Source organism: Xanthomonas dyei (genome assembly GCF_002939865.1).
GTDB classification, from domain to species: domain Bacteria; phylum Pseudomonadota; class Gammaproteobacteria; order Xanthomonadales; family Xanthomonadaceae; genus Xanthomonas; species Xanthomonas dyei.
This window is the reverse complement of sequence record NZ_MDEE01000014.1, coordinates 1-22972: the sequence shown is the minus strand read 5'-3', so window position 1 is coordinate 22972 and position 22972 is coordinate 1. Positions and strand designations below refer to the sequence as shown.

Sequence of the window (22972 nt, the reverse complement as noted above, 5' to 3'; positions counted from 1 at the left end):
CAATCGCTGTTGCCAATTCCTAACCCCACCTCTCCAATCCCCACCCATCGGCCCGCCGATTCCGTTCGGCCGCAGCACCCGCCGTTGTCACTCCCCAATTCCGACTCCCACATCCCAGCCCTATGAGAATTGTCTTCGCCGGTACGCCGGACTTCGCTGTCGCCTCGTTACGCGTTGCCGCGCAACGGCATGAAGTGGTGGCGGTCTACACGCAGCCGGATCGGCCGGCCGGTCGCGGCCGCGGGTTGACGCCGTCGCCGGTGAAGCTGGAGGCGATCGCGCGCGGCATTCCGGTGTACCAGCCGCAGACGCTGCGCTCGCCCGAGGCGCTGGCCACGCTGCGCGGACTCAATGCCGATCTCATGGTGGTGGTGGCCTACGGGCTGATCCTGCCCAAGGCGGTGCTGGCTGCGCCGACCCACGGCTGCTGGAATGTGCATGCCTCGCTGCTGCCGCGCTGGCGTGGCGCCGCGCCGATCCAGCGTGCGATCGAGGCCGGCGATACCGAAACCGGCGTGTGCCTGATGCAGATGGAAGCCGGTCTGGATACCGGTCCGGTGCTGTTGTCGCAACGCATCGAGATCGGTGAGCAGGAAACCGGCGGCCAGCTGCACGACCGCCTGGCCGCGCTGGGTGCGCAGGTGCTGTCCGATGGCCTGGGCTTGCTGCGTGCCGGCATTCGTCCGGTAGCGCAAGCGCAGCCGGACGAGGGTGTGACCTACGCGCACAAGCTGGATAAGGCGCAGGCGCGGCTGGACTGGGCGCAGCCGGCGCAGGAACTGGCGCGGCGCGTGCGTGCGTTCAATCCCTGGCCGGTGGCCGAAGCCACGCTGGCCGGCGAGCGGGTGCGTCTGCATGGCGCGGTTGCGCTCGAGTTGGCCCATCAACAGCCGCCGGGCACCCTGTTGGCCGCCAGCAAACAGGGCATCGACATCGCCTGCGGGCAGGGCGCGCTGCGGGTGCGCGTGTTGCAGCGTGAGGGCGGCAAGGCGATCACCGCCGCCGATTACCTCAACGCGCGTCGCGACCTGCCGGCGCTACGCTGATGGCCGCCGACACCGCGGCGGCCGGCGTCGCCTCACGGCTGGCGGCAGCGAAAGTGCTCACGGCCGTGTTCGACCAGGGCCGTTCGCTGAAGGCCGAACTGACCGCTGCGCTGCCTGGCATTGCCGATCCGCGCGATCGCGCGCTGGTGGAGGCGATCTGTTTTGCAGTGCTGCGGCGCCGCCCGGCCTACGACGTCGCCTTGCGGCAATGGCTGGAGCGGCCGCTGCCGCCGCGCGATGCCGAACTCAAGGCATTGTTGATGGCCGGCTTCGCCCAGCTCGACGTATTGCAACTGCCAGCGCACGCGGCGCTGTCTGCCACCGTGGAGGCGTGTCGCGCGCTGGGCCGGCCGCGCCAGGCCGGCATGGTCAACGCGATCCTGCGGCGTGCGCAGCGCGAAGGATTTCCGGCGGTCTCGGACGATGCCGGTTGGCCGTCGTGGTTGCGCAAGCAGCTGCGTGCCGATTGGGGCGAGCGGGCCGAAGCGATCTTCGTCGCAAGCGCGCAGATGGCGCCGATGTGGCTGCGCGTGCATCGCGGGCGCACCGATCCAGCCGCCTATGTGGCGCGGCTGGCAGAGGTGGGCATCTCCGCACAGACCGACACGGTGCTGCCTGATGCGCTGCGGTTGCACAGTGCGGTGCCGGTGAGCCAGTTGCCGGGCTTTGCCGAGGGCGATGTCTCGGTGCAGGACGGCTCTGCGCAGCAAGTGGCCGATGCGCTGACGCTGACACCGGCGGCGCGGGTACTCGATGCCTGCGCTGCGCCCGGTGGCAAGGCGGCGCATCTGCTGGAGCGTTACCCGCAGTTGCAGCTCACCGCGCTGGATGTGGATGCGCGCCGGCTGGAGCGCGTGCAACAGACGTTGCAGCGCACCGTGCCGAACGCGCAGGTTGCGTTGCATGCGGCCGATGCTGCCGACCCGGCCGCCTGGTGGGACGGTCAGCCCTTCGATGCAGTACTGCTGGATGCGCCATGTTCGGCCACCGGCGTGGTGCGTCGTCAGCCGGATGTGCTGCTGCACCGTCGCGCCGACGACATCGATGCGCTGTGCGCCCTGCAGGCGCGTCTGCTGGATGCGAACTGGCGCACGTTGCGTCCGGGCGGCCAGCTGCTCTACACCACCTGCTCGCTGCTGGCGCGCGAGAATCAGGGGCAGGTCGAGGCCTTCCTGCAACGCACGCCGGATGCGCAGGCGCAGCCCTTGGGTGCGCACTTCGGCCATGCGGCGGGCCCGGGACGTCAGCGGTTTCCCGGCGAGCAGCACTGCGACGGTTTCTTCTACGCGCTTTTGCTAAAAGCTTCCTGATCGCGCGCCGATGCCGGCGCTCCCTTTTCGCGTCCCATTGCCGCCCGCCATGTTCAAGACCCGTGCTTCAAAGGATTTCTGGTTGCTGGCCATCACCGCGGTGTTGGTGATCGGTGCCGGGCTGGGCCTGCGTGACCCCTGGCCATCGGACGAGCCGCGTTTTGCGCTGGTCGCCAAGCAGATGGTGCTGAGCGGGGACTGGTTGTTCCCGCATCGCGGCAACGAGCTGTATTCGGACAAGCCGCCGATGCTGATGTGGCTGCAGGCGCTGTTCTACACGCTGCTGGGCAATTGGCGGGTGGCGTTCCTGCTGCCGTCGCTGCTTGCGGCGCTGGGCACGCTGGCCTGTGTGTACGACCTGGGACGGCGGCTGTGGACCCGGCGGGTGGGGGTGTATGCCGCGTGGCTGCTGTTGTTCACCCTGCACTTCACCTTTCAGGCCAAGAAGGCGCAGATCGACCCGCTGGTGGTGTTCTGGATCACCCTGGCCAATTACGGGCTGCTGCGGCACCTGTTGCTGGGCCCGGCCTGGCGCTGGTGGACGCTGGGCTGGTTTGCCGCCGGGCTGGGTGTGATCACCAAGGGCGTGGGCATCATCGCGCTGCTGATGCTGATCCCGGCCGGCATTGCCGCCGCACGCGGTTGGCCGGGTGTGCGCGTGCATGTGCGCGACCGCCGCTTCTGGCTCGGGCCGCTGTTCTTCTTCGTGGCGATCGCGCTGTGGTTCGTGCCGATGATGGTCACCGCGCTCACCGCCGGCCAGCCCGAATACCGGGTGTATCTCAACGACATCCTGCTGCGCCAGACCGCCAAGCGCTATGCCAGTTCGTGGGATCACGCGCAGCCGATCTGGTACCACCTGCAAAGCATGGCCACGATGTGGATGCCGAGCATCCTGCTGTTGCCGTGGGCGATTCCGGCGTGGCGGCGGCGGTTGCGCCGGCGCGATGCGCGCTATCTGCTGCCGTTGGCGTGGTGGCTGCTGGTGCTGGTGTTTTTCACCATCCCCAGCGGCAAGCGCGATGTCTATATCCTGCCGGCGTTGCCGATGTTCTGTCTGGCGCTGGCGCCGTTGGCCGCGGGCCTGCTGCGCCGGGTCGGGGTGCAGCGGGTGCTGTTCGGTTTTGCGCTGCTGCTGACTGTGGTCTTCGCCGCAGGCGGGGCGGCGATGCTGATCGGGCACCCCGGATTCGAGCAGAAGATCATGGACAGCCGCGGGGTCGGCAGCGAAGCCACCGACCCGCTGGGCTGGCTGCTGCTGGCGGTGGGTACCTGGGGCGTGGCGAGCCTGCTGCTGTTGCGCGTGCGCCGCTCCGCGCTGGCGGTGGTGTCGCTGCTGGGCGCGTGGTGGGTGGCGTTCGGGCTGGTCTGCTATCCGATCTTCAACGAGTCCAGTTCGGCCGGCGCGGTGATGCGCGAGGCCGGGCGCCGTATCGGCCCGGATGCCCAACTTGGCCTGGTGGCATGGAAGGAGCAGAACCTGCTGATGGCCGACCGCCCGGCGCAGACCTTCGGCTTCAAGGTGCCATGGGAAGCACAGCTGCGACGCGGCGTGGCCTGGCAGGCCGAGCAACCGGGCCAGCGTTGGCTGATGGCGCAGGAGACGGCGCTGCTGGGCTGCGTGGACCGCAGCCGCAGCCAGCTGGTCGGTGTGGCCAATCGCCGGCGCTGGTGGCTGGTGCCGGGCGATGCGGTGCGCGGCGACTGCGTGGCCAACTCCACGGAGAAGGCGGTCGAAGCAAAGGAGCAGGGCAACCTGGACGTCGAATGAGCCCTTCACACGTGCATTCCAGGTCCTGCCTGCATCACGCCGCTGGATGGGCTGGCGATCGTCTAGCAGTCATTCATGCGCGACATCGTTAGCTTGGCCGGCGCCGCTGACGCGCGGTGCCTGTCCTGCCCCCTTTCGCCACCGATCTTTCGATGAATTCATTGCGTACCCAGCCCGCGTCGCTCCCGCAGTCCGTCCCCGCCGCATCGCGCGCGGGCGTGGGCATCGCCGAGCTGGGCGTGTTCACGCTGACCGCGCTGGTGGTGAGCATGCCCAGCGGGTTGGCGCCGTTCGGCCTGTGCCTGTTGCTTGGCTCTCTGGTCGGTTGGCGTAGCCTGCGGGCCGGCATCGCGGCGCGCAGCGGCGCGTTGCGCACGGTGGGATGGCTGACGGTGGTGGTGATCGCAATGTCGCTGCTGTCGATCGCCTTGTTCGAGCACGGCCTGCGCGATGTGGGCAATCGTTCGCGCTTTCTGGTGCTGCCCTGGGCGGCGCTGTGGGCCTATGCCTTGCAGCCGCGCCAGGTCTGGCTGTGGCGGGGCGCGCTGGCCGGCGTGGCCGCGGCCATGGCGATCGCGGTGCTGCAGGTGATGAAGGGTGCCGACCGTGCGGAAGGCTTTACCAACGCCATTGTGTTTGCCGACATCGCGATGATGTTGCTGGTAGTGGCAGCGTTTTGTCGTCCGGTTGGCGCGGTGCGCTGGCTGGTGGGCGCAGCGGTCGCAGCGGTGGTGGTGATCGTGCTCAGCGGCAGTCGCGGCGTGTGGCTGGCGTTGCTGGCCACCGTGGGCGTACTGGCCTGGGGCGCGCCTTGGCATAGCACGCGCATGCGGCTGCTGACCTTCGTCGGCGGTGCGGTGCTGGCAGTGGGCGTGGTTGCCAGCGTGCCTGCGTTGACCGACCAGATGCGCCTGGGCGAGTTGCAGAGCGATCTGCAGCGCTACGAAGTGGGCGACAGCGATTCGTCCGCCGGGGCCCGCATCGAGCGCCTGCATGTGGCCTGGGATACCGTGCGTGCGCATCCGCTGACCGGCGTCGGCGTGGGCCGATTCGACGATGCGATGCACGAGTTGCCGGTGTGCGCCGCGGATAACGCGTTGTTTCGCTGCCATCTGGGCCATGCGCACAACGATCTGGCCGAATGGGCCGCCACCCAGGGCGTGCCCGGGCTGTTGCTGCTGATTGCGGTCTATGGCGTGCCGCTATGGGTGTTTGTGCGCTTGCACCGGCGCAGCGGGCAGGTGCAGTTCCGCGGGCCGGCGGCGGCTGGGGTGATGATCGTGATCAGCTATGCGCTGTGCGGGTTGACCCAGTCGATGTTCGCGCACCAGGTGGCGGCGAGCTTCTACTCGGCAATGGTGGGCGTCCTGGTGGGCCTGGCCGCGCGTCAGGCGCAGCCGGCAATACCGAAGGTTGTCGGCAACGCGTAGCGAGCAGTGGTGAGTTGGAGACGCTTCGCGTGTGCGCAACCTGATCGGCTGAGAGCGGCCAACACGCATTCAAACATTGGCAAGCCGTCATGCGTCTGGCCACCCATGCGAAGCGATTCATGCGCACGACGAGTCCGCGGCCACCGAGCGCATCGGTCGCGCTGCCTGGCGATGAGCGCAGCAGCCGTGTTGGCCGCGCTCAGTCGCTGCGTCCATCCGCGGCGCGCGGCGGGTCCTGTACCGGCTGGTTGTGCTGCAACAGCCACAGCATGATGGTCTTCTGGCGCACGTAGTTGGCGCGCACGTAGGCGTAGATCAACCCATGCCAGCCATCGCGAAACCCGCCGCGCAGCAGATAGCCGCGCCAGAAGCGCCAGGCCGGCGCCAACACCAGCTTGCTCCAGGTCGCGCGCTTGCCGCGGGCGTAATCGTGCTCGGCCATCATCTGTGCGTAGCGCTGGGTCTTGGCCAGCTGCTGCATCAGCGACCGGTAGGGGTAGTGGATCAGGTCGCCGCGCAAGGTGACCACGGCACCATCGACGCTGGCCGCTTCGTGGATCTCGCGCTTGCCGCGCCAGCCGCCACGGCGTCGGTCGAACAGGCGCAGCACGCGGTCCGGATATGCATTGCCATGGCGCAAGAAGCGGCCGAAGTACTCGGAGAGCCGCGCAAACCGGTAGCCGGCCGCGTCGGCAAAGCCGGCATCGCGCGCGGCCAGGATCGCTGCACGCAAGCTGTCGCTGATGCGTTCGTCCGCATCCAGGCACAGCACCCAGTCGTGGCTGGCTTGCGCCACGCAATACGCCTTCTGGCTGCGGTAGCCATCGAAGGCGCGTTGCAGCACGCGCGCGCCATGCGCGTTGGCAATGGCAGCAGTGGCGTCGGTGGAACCGGAGTCCACCACCACGATCTCATCGCAGAACGCCAGCGAGGTCAGGCAGTCGCATAGGCGATCGGCCTCGTTGAACGCGATAATGCAGGCGCTAATGCGAGGCCGTTCGTCGGGTGCGGTCGAAGAGGACATGTGATGGCCGATTACCTGCTGTTCGCAACGGAGCGTTACGCGTTGCCTATTCTGGCGCCATTGGCGCAGGCATTACAGGCCCGCGGCGACACCGTTGCTGCCTGGTACGAAGGCGGCGCGCGTGGGCTGGTGCTGCCGGGCGTGCGCGAAGTGGGGTTGCGCGAGGCGCTGGCCCTGCGTCCGCGTGCAGTGTTCAGTGCGGCCAACTGGGTGCCGCCGTTTATCTCCGGCGCCAAGGTGCAGCTCTTCCATGGCTTCAATGTGCAAAAGCGCGAGGACAATCGCGGCCACTTTCGCGTGCGCGGCTTGTTCGATCTGTATTGCACGCAAGGCCCGGCCACCACTGCGCCGTTTCGTGCTCTGGCGGCGCGCGAAGGTCATTTTGCGGTGGTGGAAACCGGCTGGCCCAAGCTCGATCCGGTGTTCCGCGATGACGGCGGGCACAGCGCCGCGCTGCGTGCGTCCGCCAACGGACGGCCGGTGATCCTGTTCGGTTCCACCTTTACCGAGCGGCTGAGCGCGGCACCTGTGCTGTATGAGGAAATCGCCGCCGATATCGCGCGCGGTGCGCACTACTGGCTGCTCACCTTGCATCCCAAATGCGCGCCGGAATTATTCGACCGCTATCGCGCATTGGCCGGTGCCAATGCGCGGTTCGTCGAGCCCGAAGAGGTTGTGGCGGCGCAGCGCGCGGCCGATGTGCTGGTCTCCGATACCTCATCGATCGTCTCCGAGTTTGTGGTGCAGCACAAACCGGTGGTGACCTTCCGCAACCGCGTGCCGCAGCCGCATATGCTGGATTTTCTGCAGCCGCAACAGCTGCCGCAGCAGCTGGCGCGCGCGCTGGCGCCGGATGCCGAACTGCGCAATGCGCTGACCAGCTATGCCGATGCGATCCATCCGTATCGCGATGGCAGATCGTCGGAACGCGTGATCGCCGCCACCGAAGAGTTCATCGCTGGCAAGCTCGGCACGCTGCGACGCAAGCCGCTGGGCGCCCTGTGGCGTGGCCTGCAGATTCGGCGTGAACTCGGCTATTGGGGTCCGGCGCAGCGCTGATCGTCGATCGTGGGCGATCTCCCTGCCGACCAGCCACGCTGGTCCAATCACCAATCACCAATCACCAGCGCAGCTTACGCCGTGCCAGCGCGGCGCCCAGTTGCGTTTGCAGCGCCTGCGCCTGCGCCAATGGCACAAAGCGCAGGCGCAGCGCCGGGCCGGTGGTGCTGGCACCTGCGGTGTCCAGCCACAGCGTGGCAGTGCCGGTCAGGCGATCCAGCGGCGAGCGTTGCAGCTGCAGCGCCTGCAACTTGTCCAGCTCGGCCAGCCGCCACCAGCGCTTCCACCAGCCGCCGCGCACCGCCACATAGCGCGCATCCACCGCATAGCCCATGCGCTGCACCTGACGATGCGCCTTGAAGGCGCTCCACGGCAGCCACAGCAGCAACCACGCGGCCTGACTGCCGAACTGCCACGCCAGCCCGGCCACCAGCGGCAGCAACATCAGCAGCGTCGGCAGACTCAGCCGCCACCAGCAGTGCGTGGCGATTGCCTGCCACTGCGCCGGCGGCCAGGCAATGTCGGGCAGCAGGCGCTGCAGCAAGGCATCGCACCGCTGCGGTTCGGCGATCGGCGCCAGCTCTTTCAATGCGCTGTCGTGGTTGTCGCCGGCGCTGGTCACGGCGGTGTCCACGCGCAGCTGGCGGCGGCCGAACAGGCGATGCAGGCGGCTTTCGTACACCGTCCACGACTGGATCCGCCGTAGCGCCACGCTGCTGCGGATACGTGTCAGCAGGCCGCGCTCCACGGTGAGGCGCCGCTCCGATTCGCTGAGATGAAAGCCGTGGTACTGCGCCACGGCCAGGGCTACCGACAGCGCGCGCATGGCCAGCAGCACCGCCGCGACGGCAATCGTCACCAGGATCGTGGTGACGGCCGCACCCGGATGGACCTGGTTGACGTAGCGGTACGCAAGCTCGCCATTGGTCTCGATGAAGTTGGACGCCACGCGGCGCGGAATCATCTGATAGATCACGCCGAAGCTGGCGGCGACCACCACCATGCCGCGGTTGGAAATCAGGCCCAGCCGGATCACTTCTCCCATCGGCAGGCGCAACAAGGTGGTGCGGTCGTCGGTCTGCACAACCGCCGCATCGGCGTGGTGGGCGCGGCGCCGTATCAGATCTTCCAGCGCCAGCGCCTGATCCAGTCGCAGTACGCGCATTTCCGCTTCGGGCTTGTGTCCGCCGGCCGATTCCAGCCGCACTTCCGCCACGCCGGCCAGCCGATGCAGCAGCGATTGATGCACCACCACGTTGTGAATGCGGGCAAATGGAATGTCGCGCCGGCTGCGCTCCAGCAGGCCACTGCGGATCGCCACGCTGTCTTGCCCGATGCGATAGCGATAGGTGAAGTAACGCAGCACCGAAATCGCCACCAGCACGGCGATCACTACGGCGGTGGCGATGTGGTCGGCAAAATCGCGGCTGCCGTCGCGGCTGCCGAACACGACCAAAGCGACCAACGGAATCAGGAACTGGCGAATCTGCTGCAGCAGCACGAACACCCACGACAGCGGATGCAGGCGCTGCTCGTCGTGGCCGGGGTGTTCGATAGCGCTCACAGGGCGTCGTCGTGGTGATCGAGCTGGCGGGCGAGGCGGTCGCGCAGATGCTCGGCATCGGCCTGATCCAGCCCGGACAGCGCCACCGCATTGAGCCGGCTGCCGGCGGTGTGCACCACCAGCGTGGTCAGGTGTGTGGCGCGTTCGATCGGGCCGCGGCGTAGATCCACGTGCTGCACGCGCGAGATCGGCACGCGGGTGTCGCTCTGCCACAGGTGCCCGCGTTGCAGCGCCAAGCCATGCTGGTCGAGTTTCCACAGCGTGAGCCGGTGCCGTTTGACTGCCAGCCATGCGCACGGCGCCGCCACCGCCAACGTCATCCCCAGCACCGCCGGCCAGTAGTGCCACGCGTGCAGCACGGTGACGGTGACACCTGCCGCGATCAGGCCGGCACAGCCACCGCCAAGTGCGCCATTGACTGCCGCCACGTAGGCGCCACGGCGTGGCAACTGCTGCCAGTGCGCGTGATCCACGGGCGGCGTCTCGGCAGGCGCGGCGCGGACCAGGATGTCGGGGTGCGGCGCTGGAGCGTCGTGCACGAGGCGGGCCTGCAGAAGCGGTGCGCAAGCATAGCCGGGTGCCCGGTCAGGGCGCATCCGCTCTGGCCTTGGCTTGCGAGGAACTGGGTAGGACGGCTGACAGACGCCGTCGCAGTGCTCGGGCAAACACGTTCGGTGGTCGAGATTGCTCTTAGAGCGGCTAAGGAGACGTAGCGAGCAGTCGTCAGGTGGGAGTGGACGGCGCGCTCAAAACCGGTGTGTACGCGTGGTCCATGCCGCACCGAGCATCGGCCGCGCCCGCCCGGTGGCTGCGCAGTCGTTTTGTTAGGCGATCTTATCAGTGCGCGCGTTTGCGCTACACGGCGGGGATCGCAGACCGACACCCACGCCGATGGCGCCCAGCGATGGAGATCGAACACGCAACATTGATCAGGCAGAGGCCAACAGTGGGCACGCATCAGGCGCCGATGGCCGGATGCATCGGCCCCGGCACGCACCGCCTGCGTGCCAGAGGCACCGATCAGGCAGCCCTGCTGCCCGCGCTTATTGCGCAGCCAGAATCAGCGCATCCACATCCAGCGCATGGCCAGCGCGCGCGGCCTTGGTGCGCAGATACTGCTCGTTTTCAGGGGTGATATCGCCGGTGATCGGGATGCGATCTTCGACAGCGATCCCGGCGGCGCGCAGCCGCTCGGCCTTGGCCGGGTTGTTGGTCAGCAGACGGATGCGGCCGATGCCCAGGCCGCGCAACATCGCCACCGCGCTGCCGTAGCGGCGCTCGTCCGGGCCGAAGCCCAGCTGCGCATCGGCGTCAATGGTGTCCAGGCCTGCATGCTGGTAGCCGTAGGCGCGCATTTTGGCGGCGATGCCGGTGCCGCGGCCTTCCTGATCCAGATACAGCAGCACACCGCCGCCGAGATCCTTCAACTTGGCCAGGCCGTGCCGCAGCTGGTCGCCGCAGTCGCACTTGAGCGAGCCGAACAGGTCGCCGGTGAGGCACGACGAGTGCACGCGCACCGGTACCGCGCCCGACAGGTCGGGCTGGCCCACCACGATCGCCACCTGGTCGCGCTGCGCGACGCCGCCGCGGAACACCACGAATTCGCTCATGCCCAGGCCGCGCAACGGCACCGGCGTGCGGGTGACCAGCTCAAAGCCGGCCGCGGCCGATTTGGCGCAGCCACTGCTCAGATCGTCCAGGCTCAGCGACTGGCATCCGGCGAAGGCGGCATGCGCATGCACGTCGTGCAGCTCAACCGCCAGCAGCGCCGGCAGCAGCAATCCCAGTCGCGCGATCTCCACCCCACCGGCATCCAGCGCATCGCCAGCTGACCAGTGCGCCGGCACCGGGGTGTCGCGCAGATAGGCCAGTGCGGCGAGTTGGTCGTAGCTGTAGTCGGCCAGGGCCACGCGTGCGCCCTGCGGCGCAGTCAGCCCCAAGACGTGGGCGCGGGTCGGCGTGACGAATAGATAGTGCCGGCCCTGCGCGGCACGTGCGAACGCGGCATACGACTGCGCCGTGCTGCTGTCCAACGCCAGTACCGCACGCGCCTGCCCGTCGGCGGCAGTCAGCAGCACCGGCCGGCCGGCGCGCAACTCGGACGCGGCGCGCTCGCAGCGGATGGCTGCCGGGTCGCCGAAGGCCTGTGCGCTGGGGGAGGGGACGGGGCTGCTCATGCACGACTCCAGATGGGGATTGCCACGGCCGCTTCAAGGCGGACGCCGCCGCGCCAGTGCCGGCCGCATGCCGCCATTGTCGCGTGGTTCGCAACTGCCGGCTGCCACCATCGGGTGGAACGCTGCATCCAGTGGCTGCGATTGAGTGACAGCACAGGCGCCGATTGGTTGTGCGCCGCGCGCATTGTTCAGCGCCCGGCAATGCTTTCTAATTCGACGACTCCTCAGCTCAGCGGATCCCATGCGCCTTATCGACTGCAGTGAGTCGCGTCACGCCAGCGCGATCCTGGACATCTTCAACGAGGCCATCGCCAACTCGACCGCGCTGTACGACTACCGGCCGCGCCTGCCGGAGAGCATGGTCGGCTGGTTCGCCACCAAGCGCGCGGGCGGATTTCCGGTGATCGGTGTCGAAGATGCCGAGGGTACCCTGATGGGTTTTGCCAGCTACGGCACCTTTCGCGCCTGGCCGGCGTTCAAGTACAGCGTCGAGCATTCGATCTATGTGCACCAGGACCATCGTGGCAAAGGCCTAGGGCGGGTGTTGCTGCAGGCGCTGATCGCTGCCGCTGAAGAGCGTGGCGTGCATGTTCTGGTCGGTGGCATCGATGCCAGCAACCAGGCCAGCATCGCGTTGCACGAACAGTTCGGCTTTACCCATGCCGGCACCGTGCGCGAGGCCGGCTTCAAGTTCGGGCGCTGGCTGGATCTGGCGTTCTATCAACGTCTTCTGGCGACCCCTGCAGACCCGCACGACGATTGAATGCGCTCAACCCAGGCTGCCGCGCTCGATCAGGCGGGCGCGGCGCGGCGATCAATGCGGATGCCGTTCGGTCGCATACGGGTTGGCCTCGCCGCTGCCGGGCGGGCGCAGCGTGTAGCGCTTGTAGGTCCACTGATATTGCGCCGGGTCGCGCCGGGCGATCTGTTCGATGCCGGCATTGAGCGCGCTGGCGGCACGGACCGGGTCGGGGTCGGCCACTGCCGGGTCGGCCGGTTGCACGTGCAGGGCAAACTGCAGGTCCCCGCCAGCGCGCTCGCACCAGCCGTACAGCACCGTGGCGCCGGTGCGCTCGGCCAGCCGGTTGACCAGGGTCATGGTCAAGGCCGGAATGCCGAAGAACGGCGCGAACACGCCATCGCCCATCTTCGGCTGCTGGTCGGGCAGGATGCCAACCGCGCCGCCGTCCTTGAGGACTTTGAACAACTGCCGCACCGCCGGGCCTTCGGCACGCACCTGGCGCACGTTGTCGCCGCCGCGTGCCAGCTGCAGAAACCCATCCACTGCCTCCGACTCGGGCGGCCGGTACACGATGGCGATCGGCCCGCGCTCGGACAGCCACTGGTTGAGCAGCTCCCAGTTGCCGAAGTGCGGCGCCGCCACGATCACACCACGCCCGGACGCCAGCGCCGCGTCGTAGAGCTCTTGCCCATTGCGATGCAGGCGCGCCAGGTTGTCGGCTGGCGGGCGGGTCCAGGTGCGCAGCACTTCCAGCGTCTGGCGCGCGGTCGATTGCAGGATTTGCGCATGCAGCTGCGCGCGCTGGGCGGCGGGTAATTCCGGGTAGGCCAGTTCCAGGTTGCGGCGTGCCACGCGGGCTTCGCGCGCGTTGAGCTTGCGCCAGCTCCAGGCCAGCGCGTCGGCCATGCGTTTGAGCAACGGCCACGGCAGGCGGCCCACGGCGGCGGCGGCGGTATAGAGCAGTCTGGCGCGGACATCGGGTTTCATCCATACAATTCTAAACAGCGCAGCCGGCGAAGGCCCGCGCGTGACAGTGCCGGTCGTGCTGGGCATGCTGCGCGGCACAGTTTGCTGCCCGAGAAGGCCGATGCTTGCACTGATCCAACGCGTTACCCGGGCCTCGGTCAGTGTCGACGGCCGGGTCGTCGGGCACATCGGTTCCGGGTTGCTGGCGCTGATTGGCGTGGAGCCGGGCGATAGCGATGCGCAGATCCGGCGCCTGGCCGAGCGCCTGCTCAGCTACCGGGTGTTCGGCGACGCCGCCGGCAAGATGAATCGCTCACTCACCGATACCGCCGGCGGTCTGCTGCTGGTCAGCCAGTTCACCCTGGCCGCTGACACTAGCTCAGGCAACCGTCCTGGCTTCAGTACCGCCGCGCCGCCTCAGGAGGCTGAACGGGCGTTCAATCAATTAGTGGCGATCTGCCGCGAAAACCACCACGCCGGGGTGGAAACCGGGCAATTCGGTGCCCATATGGTTGTCGACCTGGTCAATGACGGCCCGGTGACCTTCCTTCTCAGACCCTAGCCAGCGCAGTTCTACCAGCGGTCCCGTCTTGATTCCGGCAGACCGGGCTTCACGCTGGTATAATGCTAGGTTCTCTTTCCAATCTCAAAGCCGGTGGCGCGAGCACTCATGGCCAACGAACGTCCTGCCCAGCAATCCGACATCAAGCTACTGATCAGCAAGGGCCTGGAACAGGGCTATCTGACCTACGCCGAAGTCAATGACCATCTGCCCGACGACCTCGTCGACCCGGAGCAGATTGAAGACATCATCAGCATGATCAACGGCATGGGCATCGATGTCCATGAAGTTGCCCCCGATGCCGAAACCCTGCTGCTCAACGATGGCAATACCGGCAACCGCGAGGTTGACGACACTGCCGCCGAAGAAGCCGCCGCAGCGCTGACCGCGCTCGATACCGAAGGTGGCCGTACCACCGACCCGGTGCGCATGTACATGCGCGAAATGGGCACGGTCGAGTTGCTGACCCGCGAAGGCGAAATCGCCATCGCCAAGCGCATCGAAGAAGGCCTGAGCCAGGTCCAGGCAGCACTGGGCGTGTTCCCGCTGTCGACCGAAATGCTGCTCGCCGATTACGAAGCGCACAAGGAAGGCAAGAAGCGTCTGGCCGAGATCGTGGTCGGCTTCAACGACCTGATCGAAGAAGCCGACGCCGCCGCCGCTGCACTGGCCGCCGCCGGCCCGGTTGCCGTGGACGAAGACGCGGTCGATGAAGACGACGACGAAGACGGCGATGACGACGCTGCCGAAGAAGAGGCCGGCCCGACCGGTCCGGACCCGGTGGAAGTCGCCACGCGCATGGAGAACCTGGCCAACGAATACGCCAAGTTCAAGAAGATCTATGCCAAGAACGGCGCCGAGCACAAGCTGGTGGTCAAGGCGCGCGAAGACATGGCCGCCATCTTCACCACGCTCAAGCTGCCGCTGCCGCTGACCGACGCGCTGGTCACCCAGCTGCGTGGCGTGGTCAACGGCATTAAGGACCACGAGCGCAAGGTGCTGCACCTGGCTACCACCGTGGCGCGCATGCCGCGCAAGGACTTCATCCGCTCCTGGGAAGGCAATCAGACCAACCTGGAATGGGTGGAAGACGCACTCAAGCGCAAGCAGAAGTGGTCGTCCGCGCTGCGCGACGTCAAGGATCAGATCGTGTCCGAGCAGCAGGGCTCGATCGAGATGGAAAAGGCCAACTACCTGACCCTGGGCGAGATCAAGGAGATCAGCCGTGCGATGGCTTATGGCGAAGCCAAGGCGCGCAAGGCCAAGAAGGAAATGGTCGAGGCCAATCTGCGCCTGGTCATCTCCATCGCCAAGAAGTACACCAACCGCGGCCTGCAGTTCCTGGACCTGATCCAGGAAGGCAACATCGGCCTGATGAAGGCCGTGGACAAGTTCGAATACCGTCGCGGTTACAAGTTCTCCACGTACGCGACGTGGTGGATCCGTCAGGCCATCACCCGCTCGATCGCCGATCAGGCGCGCACCATCCGTATTCCGGTGCACATGATCGAAACGATCAACAAGTTGAACCGCATTTCCCGTCAGATGCTCCAGCAGTTCGGCCGCGAGGCCACGCCGGAGGAACTGGCCAAGGAAATGGACATGCCGGAAGACAAGATCCGCAAGGTGATGAAAATCGCCAAGGAGCCGATCTCGATGGAAACCCCGATCGGCGACGACGAGGATTCGCACCTGGGCGACTTCATCGAGGACACCAATGTGGAGTCCCCGATCGACAACACCACCAACATCAATCTCTCCGAGACGGTACGGGACGTATTGGCCGGCCTGACCCCGCGCGAAGCCAAGGTGTTGCGGATGCGCTTCGGGATCGACATGAACACCGATCACACGCTGGAAGAAGTCGGCAAGCAATTCGACGTCACCCGCGAGCGGATCCGTCAGATAGAAGCCAAGGCGTTGCGCAAGCTGCGTCACCCCAGCCGCTCGGAACAGTTGCGCTCGTTCCTGGACATCGACTGACCTCACGTCGCCGCTGCAAAGTGGTCACACAACAGCCCCGCAGATGCGGGGCTGTTGCGTTTCAGGCACCCGCCCGGCGATGCTTTGCGGGCAGCAGGAGCGTAGATTTGGAGGCGCCTGGCTTCACGCCTTTGCGACGAAGCCGCACCGCAACGCACTATTAAGTAGATGTTTCCTTCAATCTCACGCGAGATTGCAGCCGGCGTTTTACCTTCGAGCGCGACAGGAACCCGAGACCGTCCAATGAGCAGACAAAGCCGCTTCGAAACCACCACGTACCGCGATCATGAGATCCGCGTGCGCGTCGAACAGGCTTCGCCGACCGCCAGATGGACATTGTGGGTCGATGTCTATGCCGAGGGCGGCAGCAAGCGCCTTCCACGCATCAACGACCAAACAGAGACCTGGGACACCTACCAGGACGCCATCGCGCAGGGATTCAGTGCAGGTCGTCAGCTGATCGATAAGCAGCGCCAGACAGCGGATGCTTGATGGTTGTGGGTGCACGGGTGCGTGTGTGTTGTCCAGGCGCGTGCATCTCGTTGTAGACAGAGGCTCACGTAGCTGTTGATGCCGGACGGGTATTGGGTACTCTGATCGACAGCATGCTGTTAGCCAGGAATTGCCGTTGTGAGACGCGGCGCCTGTGTATGTAGCCGAGCCTTTCAGATGTGCGTGTACATGGGATATGTGGCGGCATCGCTCGCACTGACCTGAGCACGAGCGGGACATCTTGTCTGGCAGAACATCGCGCGCAATACGCGCAGTGGATGCGCGCTGCGCGTGCGGCGAGCTAGTAAGCAGCCAACAGCGACAGCAGCGGCAGAACCGCAGCGAGCGGGCGCAGACACTGACCCGCAGAGAAGAGCCCGTAGAGAAGAGCGGGTACGGACACCGGCCCGCAGAGAAGACGGGTCCGCAGCAGACAAGCCCGCGGACAGACAGGTAAACTTGCCCGACTCCTGCGGGCCCGACGCATTGCATGCGGCACCAGCGAGCGCTGTGCAGCAGGGCCTATAGCTCAACGGTTAGAGCAGAGGACTCATAATCCTTTGGTTCCAGGTTCGAATCCTGGTGGGCCCACCAATTAAATCAATGATTTGCTGACGCGTCGCGTCTCGCGCGAGAGGTAAAGGTAAATTTTCGGCACAGTCCGGAAACTAGAGACCTATGGCGGCACCTGTAAAAAAGCCCGCAGCCTCTTGGAAAGCGGTCATGCGCCCAGAACTTGCGTTGCTCGGTCACATGTACGGTGGCATTGAAGGAATGGGGCCTAAGGCTCGTTCACAGCACGGTGCTGGGCATTCGGTGCCGGCCACCTGACCCTGTGCGAGATGGCCGTTTGACTCCTCACGAAGCGCAGCGCTTGCGTCGCGCGGTGGATGCCGATTCAAGGATGCATGCGCGCAATGCGCGACACTCGGCCCACAAATCCCACGCTTACAGTATCGGCGCTTGCGCCGACCTTGAACAACTTGGCGTGCCGGGGCTTGGCAAACATCTTCGTGCGCTTGACGCGTCCGGGCTTCTTCCGCAGCAGCTGTTTGCGCGTTGCGTAGGGTGAGCCATGGGGCGCCTGTTGCTTATTTAATGCGCTCTGCGAGCGTCGCGGCGCAATGCCGACATCACTTGCCAGCTTGCCTCGTTCGTTCGTAATCGTGACAGCAGTGGGAGGAATCCACTCCTCAAAGACGCTTTAATCTTTGATGTGAGGAATCAAATAAAATATTAAAATGATTGAATATATGAATTCAACTGATTCAAGAAAGTTTAGGTAAATATTTAGCGTGCGAATGTATGTAGATAGGAGCGAACATATTATTCGCCGAGGCTTGGATTTTTATTAATATATATGTACGGCAATAACTGACTTAAAATCAATGAATCCGCATGAGCAAAATGGCAAGATCGATTGTCATTTTTGTTCTAGTCGTCGCGCTTTCGATATCCGTATCCACGAGGGCTTGCATAGTCGGTCACGCTCAGGTTGAGCGTGTACTGCTACTCGAAAGATAGCCCCTTTTGAAACGTGCTGGTCAGACTGCCTGCATCTATAAACACCAGCAGCCGGTCTGCCTCGCGGTCCATCTCTGGCAAGGCCGCGACCAGATGCGTCCGCAGTCTTGCGGGCTTGATCGCCGCACTACCGCCGGTTAAAGCCGCAATTCTAAAAGGTGCGCAGAGCATCTTTTTCTTAATGAGAAAATTGACCTATGAAAATGCAAGCTTTTAACCATGTTTTGAGCCGGTTGGCGCTAATGACACTTACAGCGCTACCCTATACGGCAACTGCAGCAACTCAGCGCGGCGACGTCATCAGCAGTCGTGTACTGACTACCTTTACTAGTGCTCAAATCGCCAAACAATTGGGTACACAAGGCGACGCACCACCACCACGCTGCGACGTCAGCGTCGCGGAAATCGTCTATGCGACCATCGGCGTGCATGACGAACCCACAACCGCTTCTGCCGCTGTGCTGATTCCCTCCGGCATCAACTGCGCGACCTCGTATCCCCTGCTGGGATGGGGACAAGGCGCACAGCTTAAGAGGAACAGTTCGCAGGCAGAAGGATTCCGCGCATCGCGCGGCAACCATGAGGTCATCAGCCAGTTTGCGGCACAAGGCTATGCTGTGGTGGCTACCGACTACTTGGGCATTGGCAAGTCCAGCTATCCCTTTGCACCCCATCTTCAAGCCGCACCTGAAGCCAGCGCTATCGTGGATGCGCTACGCGCCGCGCGCGTCTTGCTTGCACAGCAGCATGCGCCGCTCTCGGGCAAGGTCATGCTCTCCGGTTTTTCCAGTGGTGCCCACGCCGTGATGGCTGCACAACGCGAGATCGAGCAGCACCTGTCCAGCGAATTCAATTTGGTCGCAAGTGGTCCTATCTCCGGGCCCTACTCCCTGTCCAAGACCGTGCTGAAAAACTGGGGCGGCCCCAAGGCCGAGGGACTCAACATACTCACGCTCGTACTCGACACCTTTACCTTGATCGGCATGCAGCACACCTACTCCAATCTCTACACGGCACCCGTGCAGGTGTTTCAGCAGCCACTGGCGAACAAGGTCGAGAGTCTGTTCCCCGGCAAATTCGACGCGATCACGCTTGGCCTCGAACAACTGACCGAAGTCAAGGACGTGTTTCAGCCGGAATTTGCGCGCGACGTCTTCAGCAATACCAAAAATGCATTCATCAAAGACTTGGTGCGCAACGATCTAGTCAATTGGGCCCCGCACACGCCCACACTGCTATGCGGAGTACAGGCAGACAATGTAGTGCCCTTCAGCGTTGCACAGCAGGCCGTTGCAGACTTCAGGCGTAATGGCAGCACCCAGGTGAAGCTCATCGCCGTGACACCCGATGACTCCCTGCTTGTACACGCCGCCAGCAAGACGCCCTGCATGAAGGCCGTGCGCACTCAATTGCTGGACAAGCAGCGTTGAACATATCGTGCATGCATCTCGTTGCACGCGCGCTTCACTGTGTGAGAGTCGATGGAGTCGTGAAAACTAGCGCTCAGGCAGCGCGACTGCATGACACCTCCGTAAATTGGCAGACACACGTCACTGCGGAACAGGCGAAGCCCCCTCCGATTTTGAGTGGCGCCCAAGTTTGGAGTCCAATTCCCTACACCAAGGAAATTGGGAGTAAACAAGCGTTTTACCGAAGAGTAGACCATCGGCTTCCTGCGCGAAGCAGAAGCCGGTGTCGCCATCAAGGATCTGTGCCGTCGCCGTGTTTTCAGCGAGGCAACCTGTTAGCTGTGGTGCAGCGAGTTCGGCGAGATGAGCGTGCCCTATGCCAATCGGCTCAAGGAGCTTGAGTCCGAGAATGCGCGGCTGAAGCAGGGGCTGGCCGAGCAGCTGCTCGAGAACGATCTGCTCAAGGATGCTCTGCGAAAAAAGTTGTGAGCGCATCTGTGCATCATGTGCTGTTGAGCCAGTGGATCGGGCGTGGCGCCAGCGAGCGCCATGTGTTGGCAGCGAGCAGCATGAGTGCCGGTGCGCTGTGCTATTGCCCTCGCGAAGACCGTAATGGCGAACTGCGCGAGCGCATTGTTGCGTTGGCGCATCGTCACCGCCGGTATGGCATGGGAATGATCTATCTCAAACTGCGACAGGAATGCCGCATCGTGAACGACAATCTGGTGGAGCTGCTGTACCGCGAGAAGCAGTTGCAAGTCCGCCGTCGCAAGCACAAGAAGATCCCGATAAGCGAGCGTCAACCGCCGCTGCGGCCATCGCAGGCCAACCAGGTGTATTCGATGGACTGCGTGTTCGACCGCACTGCCGAAGCCCGGGTGATCAAGCGTCTGGTGATCGTTGACAACGCGACACACGAAGCGGTCCCCATCGCGAGGTGGAGCGTGCACTCTCGGGCCATGGCGTGACGCGCGTGCTGGATCGGCTGGCCATCAGTCGCGGCTTGCCGCAGGTAATCCGCATCGAAAACGGCGAGGAGTTCTGCGGCCAGGTCATGGACGCCTGGGCGCATGCCCGTGGTGCGCAGTTGCGACCGATCCAACCAGGCAAACCGAACCAGAACGCCTACGTCGAATCCTTCAACGGCTGGCTCCGGGAAGAATGCCTCAACGAACACTGGTTCCCAATCCTGCTGCATGCGCGCACCGAGATCGAGCGCTGGCGACGAGAATACAACGAGGAACGGCCCAAGAAGGCCATCGGCGGCATGGCACCAGCTGCGTATACCCAACATTTAGCAAACATCGATATCATCAACCCCGGACTCTAAACCCGAACACTAATCAGGGCGGGGGGCCTAGCTTCACCACCAATTCGTATGCGCAACAACGAGGCGAGCAGCGCCGAATCGACCGTGGAGCGGTGTACCTTCGCATCGGTATGGCCGAGCGCTCGCATGAGCATCTCCCAGCGCTTCCCTAGATTTTTCTCTCTTGCCGTTTTCAGATGGACGGCGTTAAAAGCCTTGTAGCCTAGGGTAGGCAACGCGTCCGCCGTCACTGGCTCGGCAGTGTGCAGGTGTACGAACCATGGCGCAGGGAGCTTGCCATTGGACAATGGTGCGTGGTCGATACGTATCTCGAACAGCGTGCCGCGATCTCCATTGTCGTGGTCGGAAGGTAATCGAATTGGTGAAGTTACGCAGGTAACCTCGCTCATCTTTAGCAAGCGCGAAAGATGCAACGAACGGGGCTGCGGGTCGCTCTTCAGTGCATCTGCTTCACGGGTCTGCACACGCTGCTCGATCATATTCACCAGCTGCAACCGCTCGGTGAGTTGGGCAACCCGATCGTCTTCTGGCGACAGTTTCGCCTTTGTTTGCAGCAATCGATCCCTTGCGAACCAGTCCCGGACCGACGCGCGCACGGACGTGAAAGCAATCGCCGCATCTTGTCCGGAGCGATGCATCATACTTTCGACGCTGCTGGTGTCCTTTCCCAGCATTTTCGCAATCAGCACGAAGTCCGCGTCCAGTTCGGTCACCATGGATCGTTCCAGCGGAATGCTCTTCAATAGCGCGTCCGCTTGTTTTTGTACAAGCGTCCGTGTATCGCTAAAGATGGCAGGGGATGCAGGGACGAGGCTAGACTCTTCGGTCGCTCGATTACCGGGCTTGCGATGCTTGCGGGACGGCCTCGGCGACGCCCTCGGCACGGGCAGCTGCTCGATCGTTGCAGATGGCGACGTGACGACCTCGCGTTTTCCAGCGACAACGGAACTGGTCAGGTCAAGAATACACTGCCGATACTCGGTCAGTGCTTGCGCCAAATCGAGCATTGATCGCCAGATATGATCGTCGCAATCATTATCAATGAGAGCAGCGACATCCACGCATAGCTTCAGGCCGATGCGCCCAAAGTGCTCTGCATAGTCCTCAAGAACTTCTTTGTGCTGTGCCACCACCTGCGGGGTCAACGCAACGCCGGCTTCCGATGGGCATATCGATTCGATCAAGACTTGGCTCAGCGCCGTAAACGCTGCTAACAGGCTGTCGCCGCGGTAGTTCTTGGCCTCGTCCAATTCGTGCAATCTAACCATGACTTCCGATATGCCATTGGCCTCGACCTGACGCTCCAGCTGCAGCCGATGGATATCGACGAGCAGACTTCGGATTGACTGCATCGTTTCATGACAAAAACCCAGATTGGTCCTAATCAACGGCACCATGGCTGAGACATTTTCGCGTATTTTCTTGTGTGTATCCGGCGCCTTCATGCGTCTCAGCAACTCATCCATTGCTCCCCGGTACTGTTCGATTTCGCTCAAATACCCCCGCCACTCTTCGGTTTTCTGACGCTCAACATCACTGTTGTGCAGCTCCACCTGCACAGTGATGTCGCCGATCGCCGGCTCAATCGGCTGAATGAAGCCAAATTGCTTCATCCACTTGTCTTCCAGCAGTTCGTCACGTGCTGCATAACCGACTGCAGCGGAAGTTCCGAGAAGCGTCAACAATGCACGTTCGTGTTCCACTGCAGCTTTAGACTGCAACCGCCCCTGCACTTTCAAATCGGCGACAGCCTGCAATCCTTCGCGGGCAGACTTCATGGCGGCCAGCGATAGCTTGACCTTCTGTTCCAGATCCACTTTTGACACAGCTCCGCGTTGTCCCTGTGGGTCTTCATTACTGCCGATCACATCTCTAAGGAAGCTCTGAACAACTCTTTCATAGGCTTCCGATCGACGCCTTGAATAGACTAAATCACGCGCAAGTGCTTGATTTTCAGCGACGGCGATTGTCGTGATCAGGCCAGATTGCAAATCTCTCTCGCTGGGTCATGAGTTATTCAGAGGTTCCCTAAAGATCTTGGCCTTGCCAAGCGCTTTTCTCAGCATTTCGCCCGGGTCAATGCGCTGAAGCTGCATGGCAGCCGCGGGTAATAATGCAGGGCGTGATGGCCCCGGCAACACATCAGACGAACCCACAACGGGCTGCCTTACGGGCTTGGGAGGCCTGGAGGCAAGTCCGTGGAGTTGCGGCGACTGCGTGGCAGGGCCGTCGCCACTAGTGTTTGTTGCCGTCGCGGAGTCTGTCGGCACAATGGCAAGGTTCGTCGGCTCAGCCAACTCTGTAGAGCCCTTCCTGATTATTTCGACACGATGCATATTTCTTCCTGTCTTCTGGTGTTCGTAACGCCGTCACTGATTGACTACGCGCTACGCTAGATTGGCTATTTTTAATCAGGTTGCCGGTAATTTAAGTTAATTAATTAACTTTGTAGATCGCCGTGCTTAGCGTGCGCAATTCATGAGTACAAGCATTAGGGAAGGTCTGAATAACGATGCCTGAGAGTGCGGAATGTCCGCATCGTTCCGGAGAATCGCGTTTGGATCTTCGGAGTTTCGCCATTTC

At 63.7% G+C, this 22972-nt stretch carries 16 protein-coding genes, 1 tRNA gene, 1 other RNA gene and 3 pseudogenes; 12 read left to right on the top strand and 9 right to left on the bottom strand.

Annotation, left to right across the window (positions count from 1 at the left end; genetic code table 11):
• The first annotated feature begins 122 nt into the window (after positions 1 to 122).
• From fmt to XdyCFBP7245_RS11105, 4 genes are all read left to right on the top strand, one after another.
• The gene (gene fmt, locus XdyCFBP7245_RS11120; protein WP_104615703.1) at positions 123 to 1046 is read left to right on the top strand and encodes a methionyl-tRNA formyltransferase; all 924 of its coding nucleotides are present in this window, start codon (positions 123 to 125) and stop codon (positions 1044 to 1046) included.
• Positions 1046 to 2356, top strand: a complete 1311-nt coding sequence (rsmB, locus tag XdyCFBP7245_RS11115) for a 16S rRNA (cytosine(967)-C(5))-methyltransferase RsmB (protein WP_170068612.1) — start codon at positions 1046 to 1048, stop codon at positions 2354 to 2356. Before fmt ends, rsmB begins: the two co-directional genes overlap by 1 nt.
• A 49-nt stretch (positions 2357 to 2405) precedes the next feature.
• The gene (locus tag XdyCFBP7245_RS11110) at positions 2406 to 4127 is read left to right on the top strand and encodes an ArnT family glycosyltransferase (RefSeq protein WP_104615701.1); all 1722 of its coding nucleotides are present in this window, start codon (positions 2406 to 2408) and stop codon (positions 4125 to 4127) included.
• Positions 4128 to 4279: 152 nt separating this feature from the next.
• Positions 4280 to 5557: an O-antigen ligase family protein gene (locus XdyCFBP7245_RS11105; protein WP_104615700.1), complete on the top strand. Its 1278-nt coding sequence runs from the start codon at positions 4280 to 4282 to the stop codon at positions 5555 to 5557.
• Positions 5558 to 5756: 199 nt separating this feature from the next.
• On the opposite strand, the gene XdyCFBP7245_RS11100 is transcribed toward XdyCFBP7245_RS11105, so the two are convergent.
• Complete coding sequence (locus XdyCFBP7245_RS11100; protein WP_104615699.1) at positions 5757 to 6581, bottom strand: glycosyltransferase family 2 protein; 825 nt, start codon at positions 6579 to 6581, stop codon at positions 5757 to 5759.
• On the opposite strand from XdyCFBP7245_RS11100, the gene XdyCFBP7245_RS11095 reads away from it, so the two are divergent.
• On the top strand, positions 6582 to 7640 hold the full coding sequence (locus XdyCFBP7245_RS11095) for a CDP-glycerol glycerophosphotransferase family protein (RefSeq protein ID WP_104615698.1): 1059 nt from the start codon (positions 6582 to 6584) through the stop codon (positions 7638 to 7640).
• Between the two features lie 61 nt (positions 7641 to 7701).
• On the opposite strand, the gene XdyCFBP7245_RS11090 is transcribed toward XdyCFBP7245_RS11095, so the two are convergent.
• From XdyCFBP7245_RS11090 to ribA, 4 genes are all read right to left on the bottom strand, one after another.
• On the bottom strand, positions 7702 to 9204 hold the full coding sequence (locus XdyCFBP7245_RS11090; RefSeq protein ID WP_104615697.1) for a PH domain-containing protein: 1503 nt from the start codon (positions 9202 to 9204) through the stop codon (positions 7702 to 7704).
• Entirely contained in the window at positions 9201 to 9800 is a 600-nt protein-coding gene (locus tag XdyCFBP7245_RS11085; protein WP_104615696.1) for a PH domain-containing protein, read from the bottom strand. Before XdyCFBP7245_RS11085 ends, XdyCFBP7245_RS11090 begins: the two co-directional genes overlap by 4 nt.
• A gap of 101 nt (positions 9801 to 9901) precedes the next feature.
• A non-coding RNA gene (locus tag XdyCFBP7245_RS11080) (sX9 sRNA) lies at positions 9902 to 9978 on the bottom strand.
• A gap of 269 nt (positions 9979 to 10247) precedes the next feature.
• Positions 10248 to 11381, bottom strand: a complete 1134-nt coding sequence (gene ribA / locus XdyCFBP7245_RS11075) for a GTP cyclohydrolase II RibA (RefSeq protein ID WP_104615695.1) — start codon at positions 11379 to 11381, stop codon at positions 10248 to 10250.
• Between the two features lie 241 nt (positions 11382 to 11622).
• Between ribA and XdyCFBP7245_RS11070 the strand changes: the two genes are divergently transcribed.
• Positions 11623 to 12144, top strand: a complete 522-nt coding sequence (locus XdyCFBP7245_RS11070; protein ID WP_104615694.1) for a GNAT family N-acetyltransferase — start codon at positions 11623 to 11625, stop codon at positions 12142 to 12144.
• 51 nt (positions 12145 to 12195) lie between these two features.
• On the opposite strand, the gene XdyCFBP7245_RS11065 is transcribed toward XdyCFBP7245_RS11070, so the two are convergent.
• A complete protein-coding gene (locus XdyCFBP7245_RS11065; RefSeq protein WP_211287684.1) occupies positions 12196 to 13212 on the bottom strand; it encodes a lauroyl acyltransferase in 1017 nt (338 codons plus the stop codon).
• On the opposite strand from XdyCFBP7245_RS11065, the gene dtd reads away from it, so the two are divergent.
• From dtd to XdyCFBP7245_RS11045, 4 genes are all read left to right on the top strand, one after another.
• The gene (gene dtd, locus XdyCFBP7245_RS11060; RefSeq protein WP_104615692.1) at positions 13211 to 13651 is read left to right on the top strand and encodes a D-aminoacyl-tRNA deacylase; all 441 of its coding nucleotides are present in this window, start codon (positions 13211 to 13213) and stop codon (positions 13649 to 13651) included. The genes XdyCFBP7245_RS11065 and dtd overlap by 2 nt on opposite strands.
• 108 nt (positions 13652 to 13759) lie before the next feature.
• Complete coding sequence (gene rpoD, locus XdyCFBP7245_RS11055) at positions 13760 to 15634, top strand: RNA polymerase sigma factor RpoD (protein WP_016902493.1); 1875 nt, start codon at positions 13760 to 13762, stop codon at positions 15632 to 15634.
• Between the two features lie 168 nt (positions 15635 to 15802).
• On the top strand, positions 15803 to 16126 hold the full coding sequence (locus XdyCFBP7245_RS11050) for a hypothetical protein (RefSeq protein ID WP_386261414.1): 324 nt from the start codon (positions 15803 to 15805) through the stop codon (positions 16124 to 16126).
• A gap of 518 nt (positions 16127 to 16644) precedes the next feature.
• A tRNA-Ile gene (locus tag XdyCFBP7245_RS11045) sits at positions 16645 to 16720 on the top strand.
• Between the two features lie 310 nt (positions 16721 to 17030).
• On the opposite strand, the pseudogene XdyCFBP7245_RS11035 reads toward XdyCFBP7245_RS11045, so the two are convergent.
• A pseudogene (locus XdyCFBP7245_RS11035) lies at positions 17031 to 17312 on the bottom strand (phage virion morphogenesis protein); the annotation flags it as partial.
• Between the two features lie 326 nt (positions 17313 to 17638).
• Positions 17639 to 17821: pseudogene (locus XdyCFBP7245_RS11030) on the bottom strand (phage tail protein); the annotation flags it as partial.
• Positions 17822 to 17892: 71 nt separating this feature from the next.
• Between XdyCFBP7245_RS11030 and XdyCFBP7245_RS11025 the strand changes: the two are divergent.
• On the top strand, positions 17893 to 19080 hold the full coding sequence (locus tag XdyCFBP7245_RS11025; RefSeq protein WP_104615689.1) for an alpha/beta hydrolase family protein: 1188 nt from the start codon (positions 17893 to 17895) through the stop codon (positions 19078 to 19080).
• A 234-nt stretch (positions 19081 to 19314) separates the two neighbouring features.
• Positions 19315 to 20389, top strand: a pseudogene (locus tag XdyCFBP7245_RS11015) (IS3 family transposase).
• Here XdyCFBP7245_RS11015 and xopP read toward each other — a convergent pair.
• Entirely contained in the window at positions 20386 to 22257 is a 1872-nt protein-coding gene (gene xopP / locus XdyCFBP7245_RS11010) for a type III secretion system effector XopP (protein WP_342352089.1), read from the bottom strand. The pseudogene XdyCFBP7245_RS11015 and the gene xopP sit on opposite strands and share 4 nt — an antisense overlap.
• Positions 22258 to 22972 lie beyond the last annotated feature (715 nt).

Bases quoted from the DNA above. Each gene is read 5' to 3' on its own strand.
- XdyCFBP7245_RS11100 (WP_104615699.1), bottom strand. From the start codon at position 6,581: ATGTCCTCTTCGACCGCACCCGACGAACGGCCTCGCATTAGCGCCTGC.
- fmt (WP_104615703.1), top strand. From the start codon at position 123: ATGAGAATTGTCTTCGCCGGTACGCCGGACTTCGCTGTCGCCTCGTTA.
- ribA (WP_104615695.1), bottom strand. From the start codon at position 11,381: ATGAGCAGCCCCGTCCCCTCCCCCAGCGCACAGGCCTTCGGCGACCCG.
- XdyCFBP7245_RS11105 (WP_104615700.1), top strand. From the start codon at position 4,280: ATGAATTCATTGCGTACCCAGCCCGCGTCGCTCCCGCAGTCCGTCCCC.
- dtd (WP_104615692.1), top strand. From the start codon at position 13,211: ATGCTTGCACTGATCCAACGCGTTACCCGGGCCTCGGTCAGTGTCGAC.
- XdyCFBP7245_RS11025 (WP_104615689.1), top strand. From the start codon at position 17,893: ATGACACTTACAGCGCTACCCTATACGGCAACTGCAGCAACTCAGCGC.
- rsmB (WP_170068612.1), top strand. From the start codon at position 1,046: ATGGCCGCCGACACCGCGGCGGCCGGCGTCGCCTCACGGCTGGCGGCA.
- XdyCFBP7245_RS11050 (WP_386261414.1), top strand. From the start codon at position 15,803: ATGTTTCCTTCAATCTCACGCGAGATTGCAGCCGGCGTTTTACCTTCG.
- XdyCFBP7245_RS11085 (WP_104615696.1), bottom strand. From the start codon at position 9,800: ATGCGCCCTGACCGGGCACCCGGCTATGCTTGCGCACCGCTTCTGCAG.
- rpoD (WP_016902493.1), top strand. From the start codon at position 13,760: ATGGCCAACGAACGTCCTGCCCAGCAATCCGACATCAAGCTACTGATC.
- XdyCFBP7245_RS11070 (WP_104615694.1), top strand. From the start codon at position 11,623: ATGCGCCTTATCGACTGCAGTGAGTCGCGTCACGCCAGCGCGATCCTG.
- XdyCFBP7245_RS11110 (WP_104615701.1), top strand. From the start codon at position 2,406: ATGTTCAAGACCCGTGCTTCAAAGGATTTCTGGTTGCTGGCCATCACC.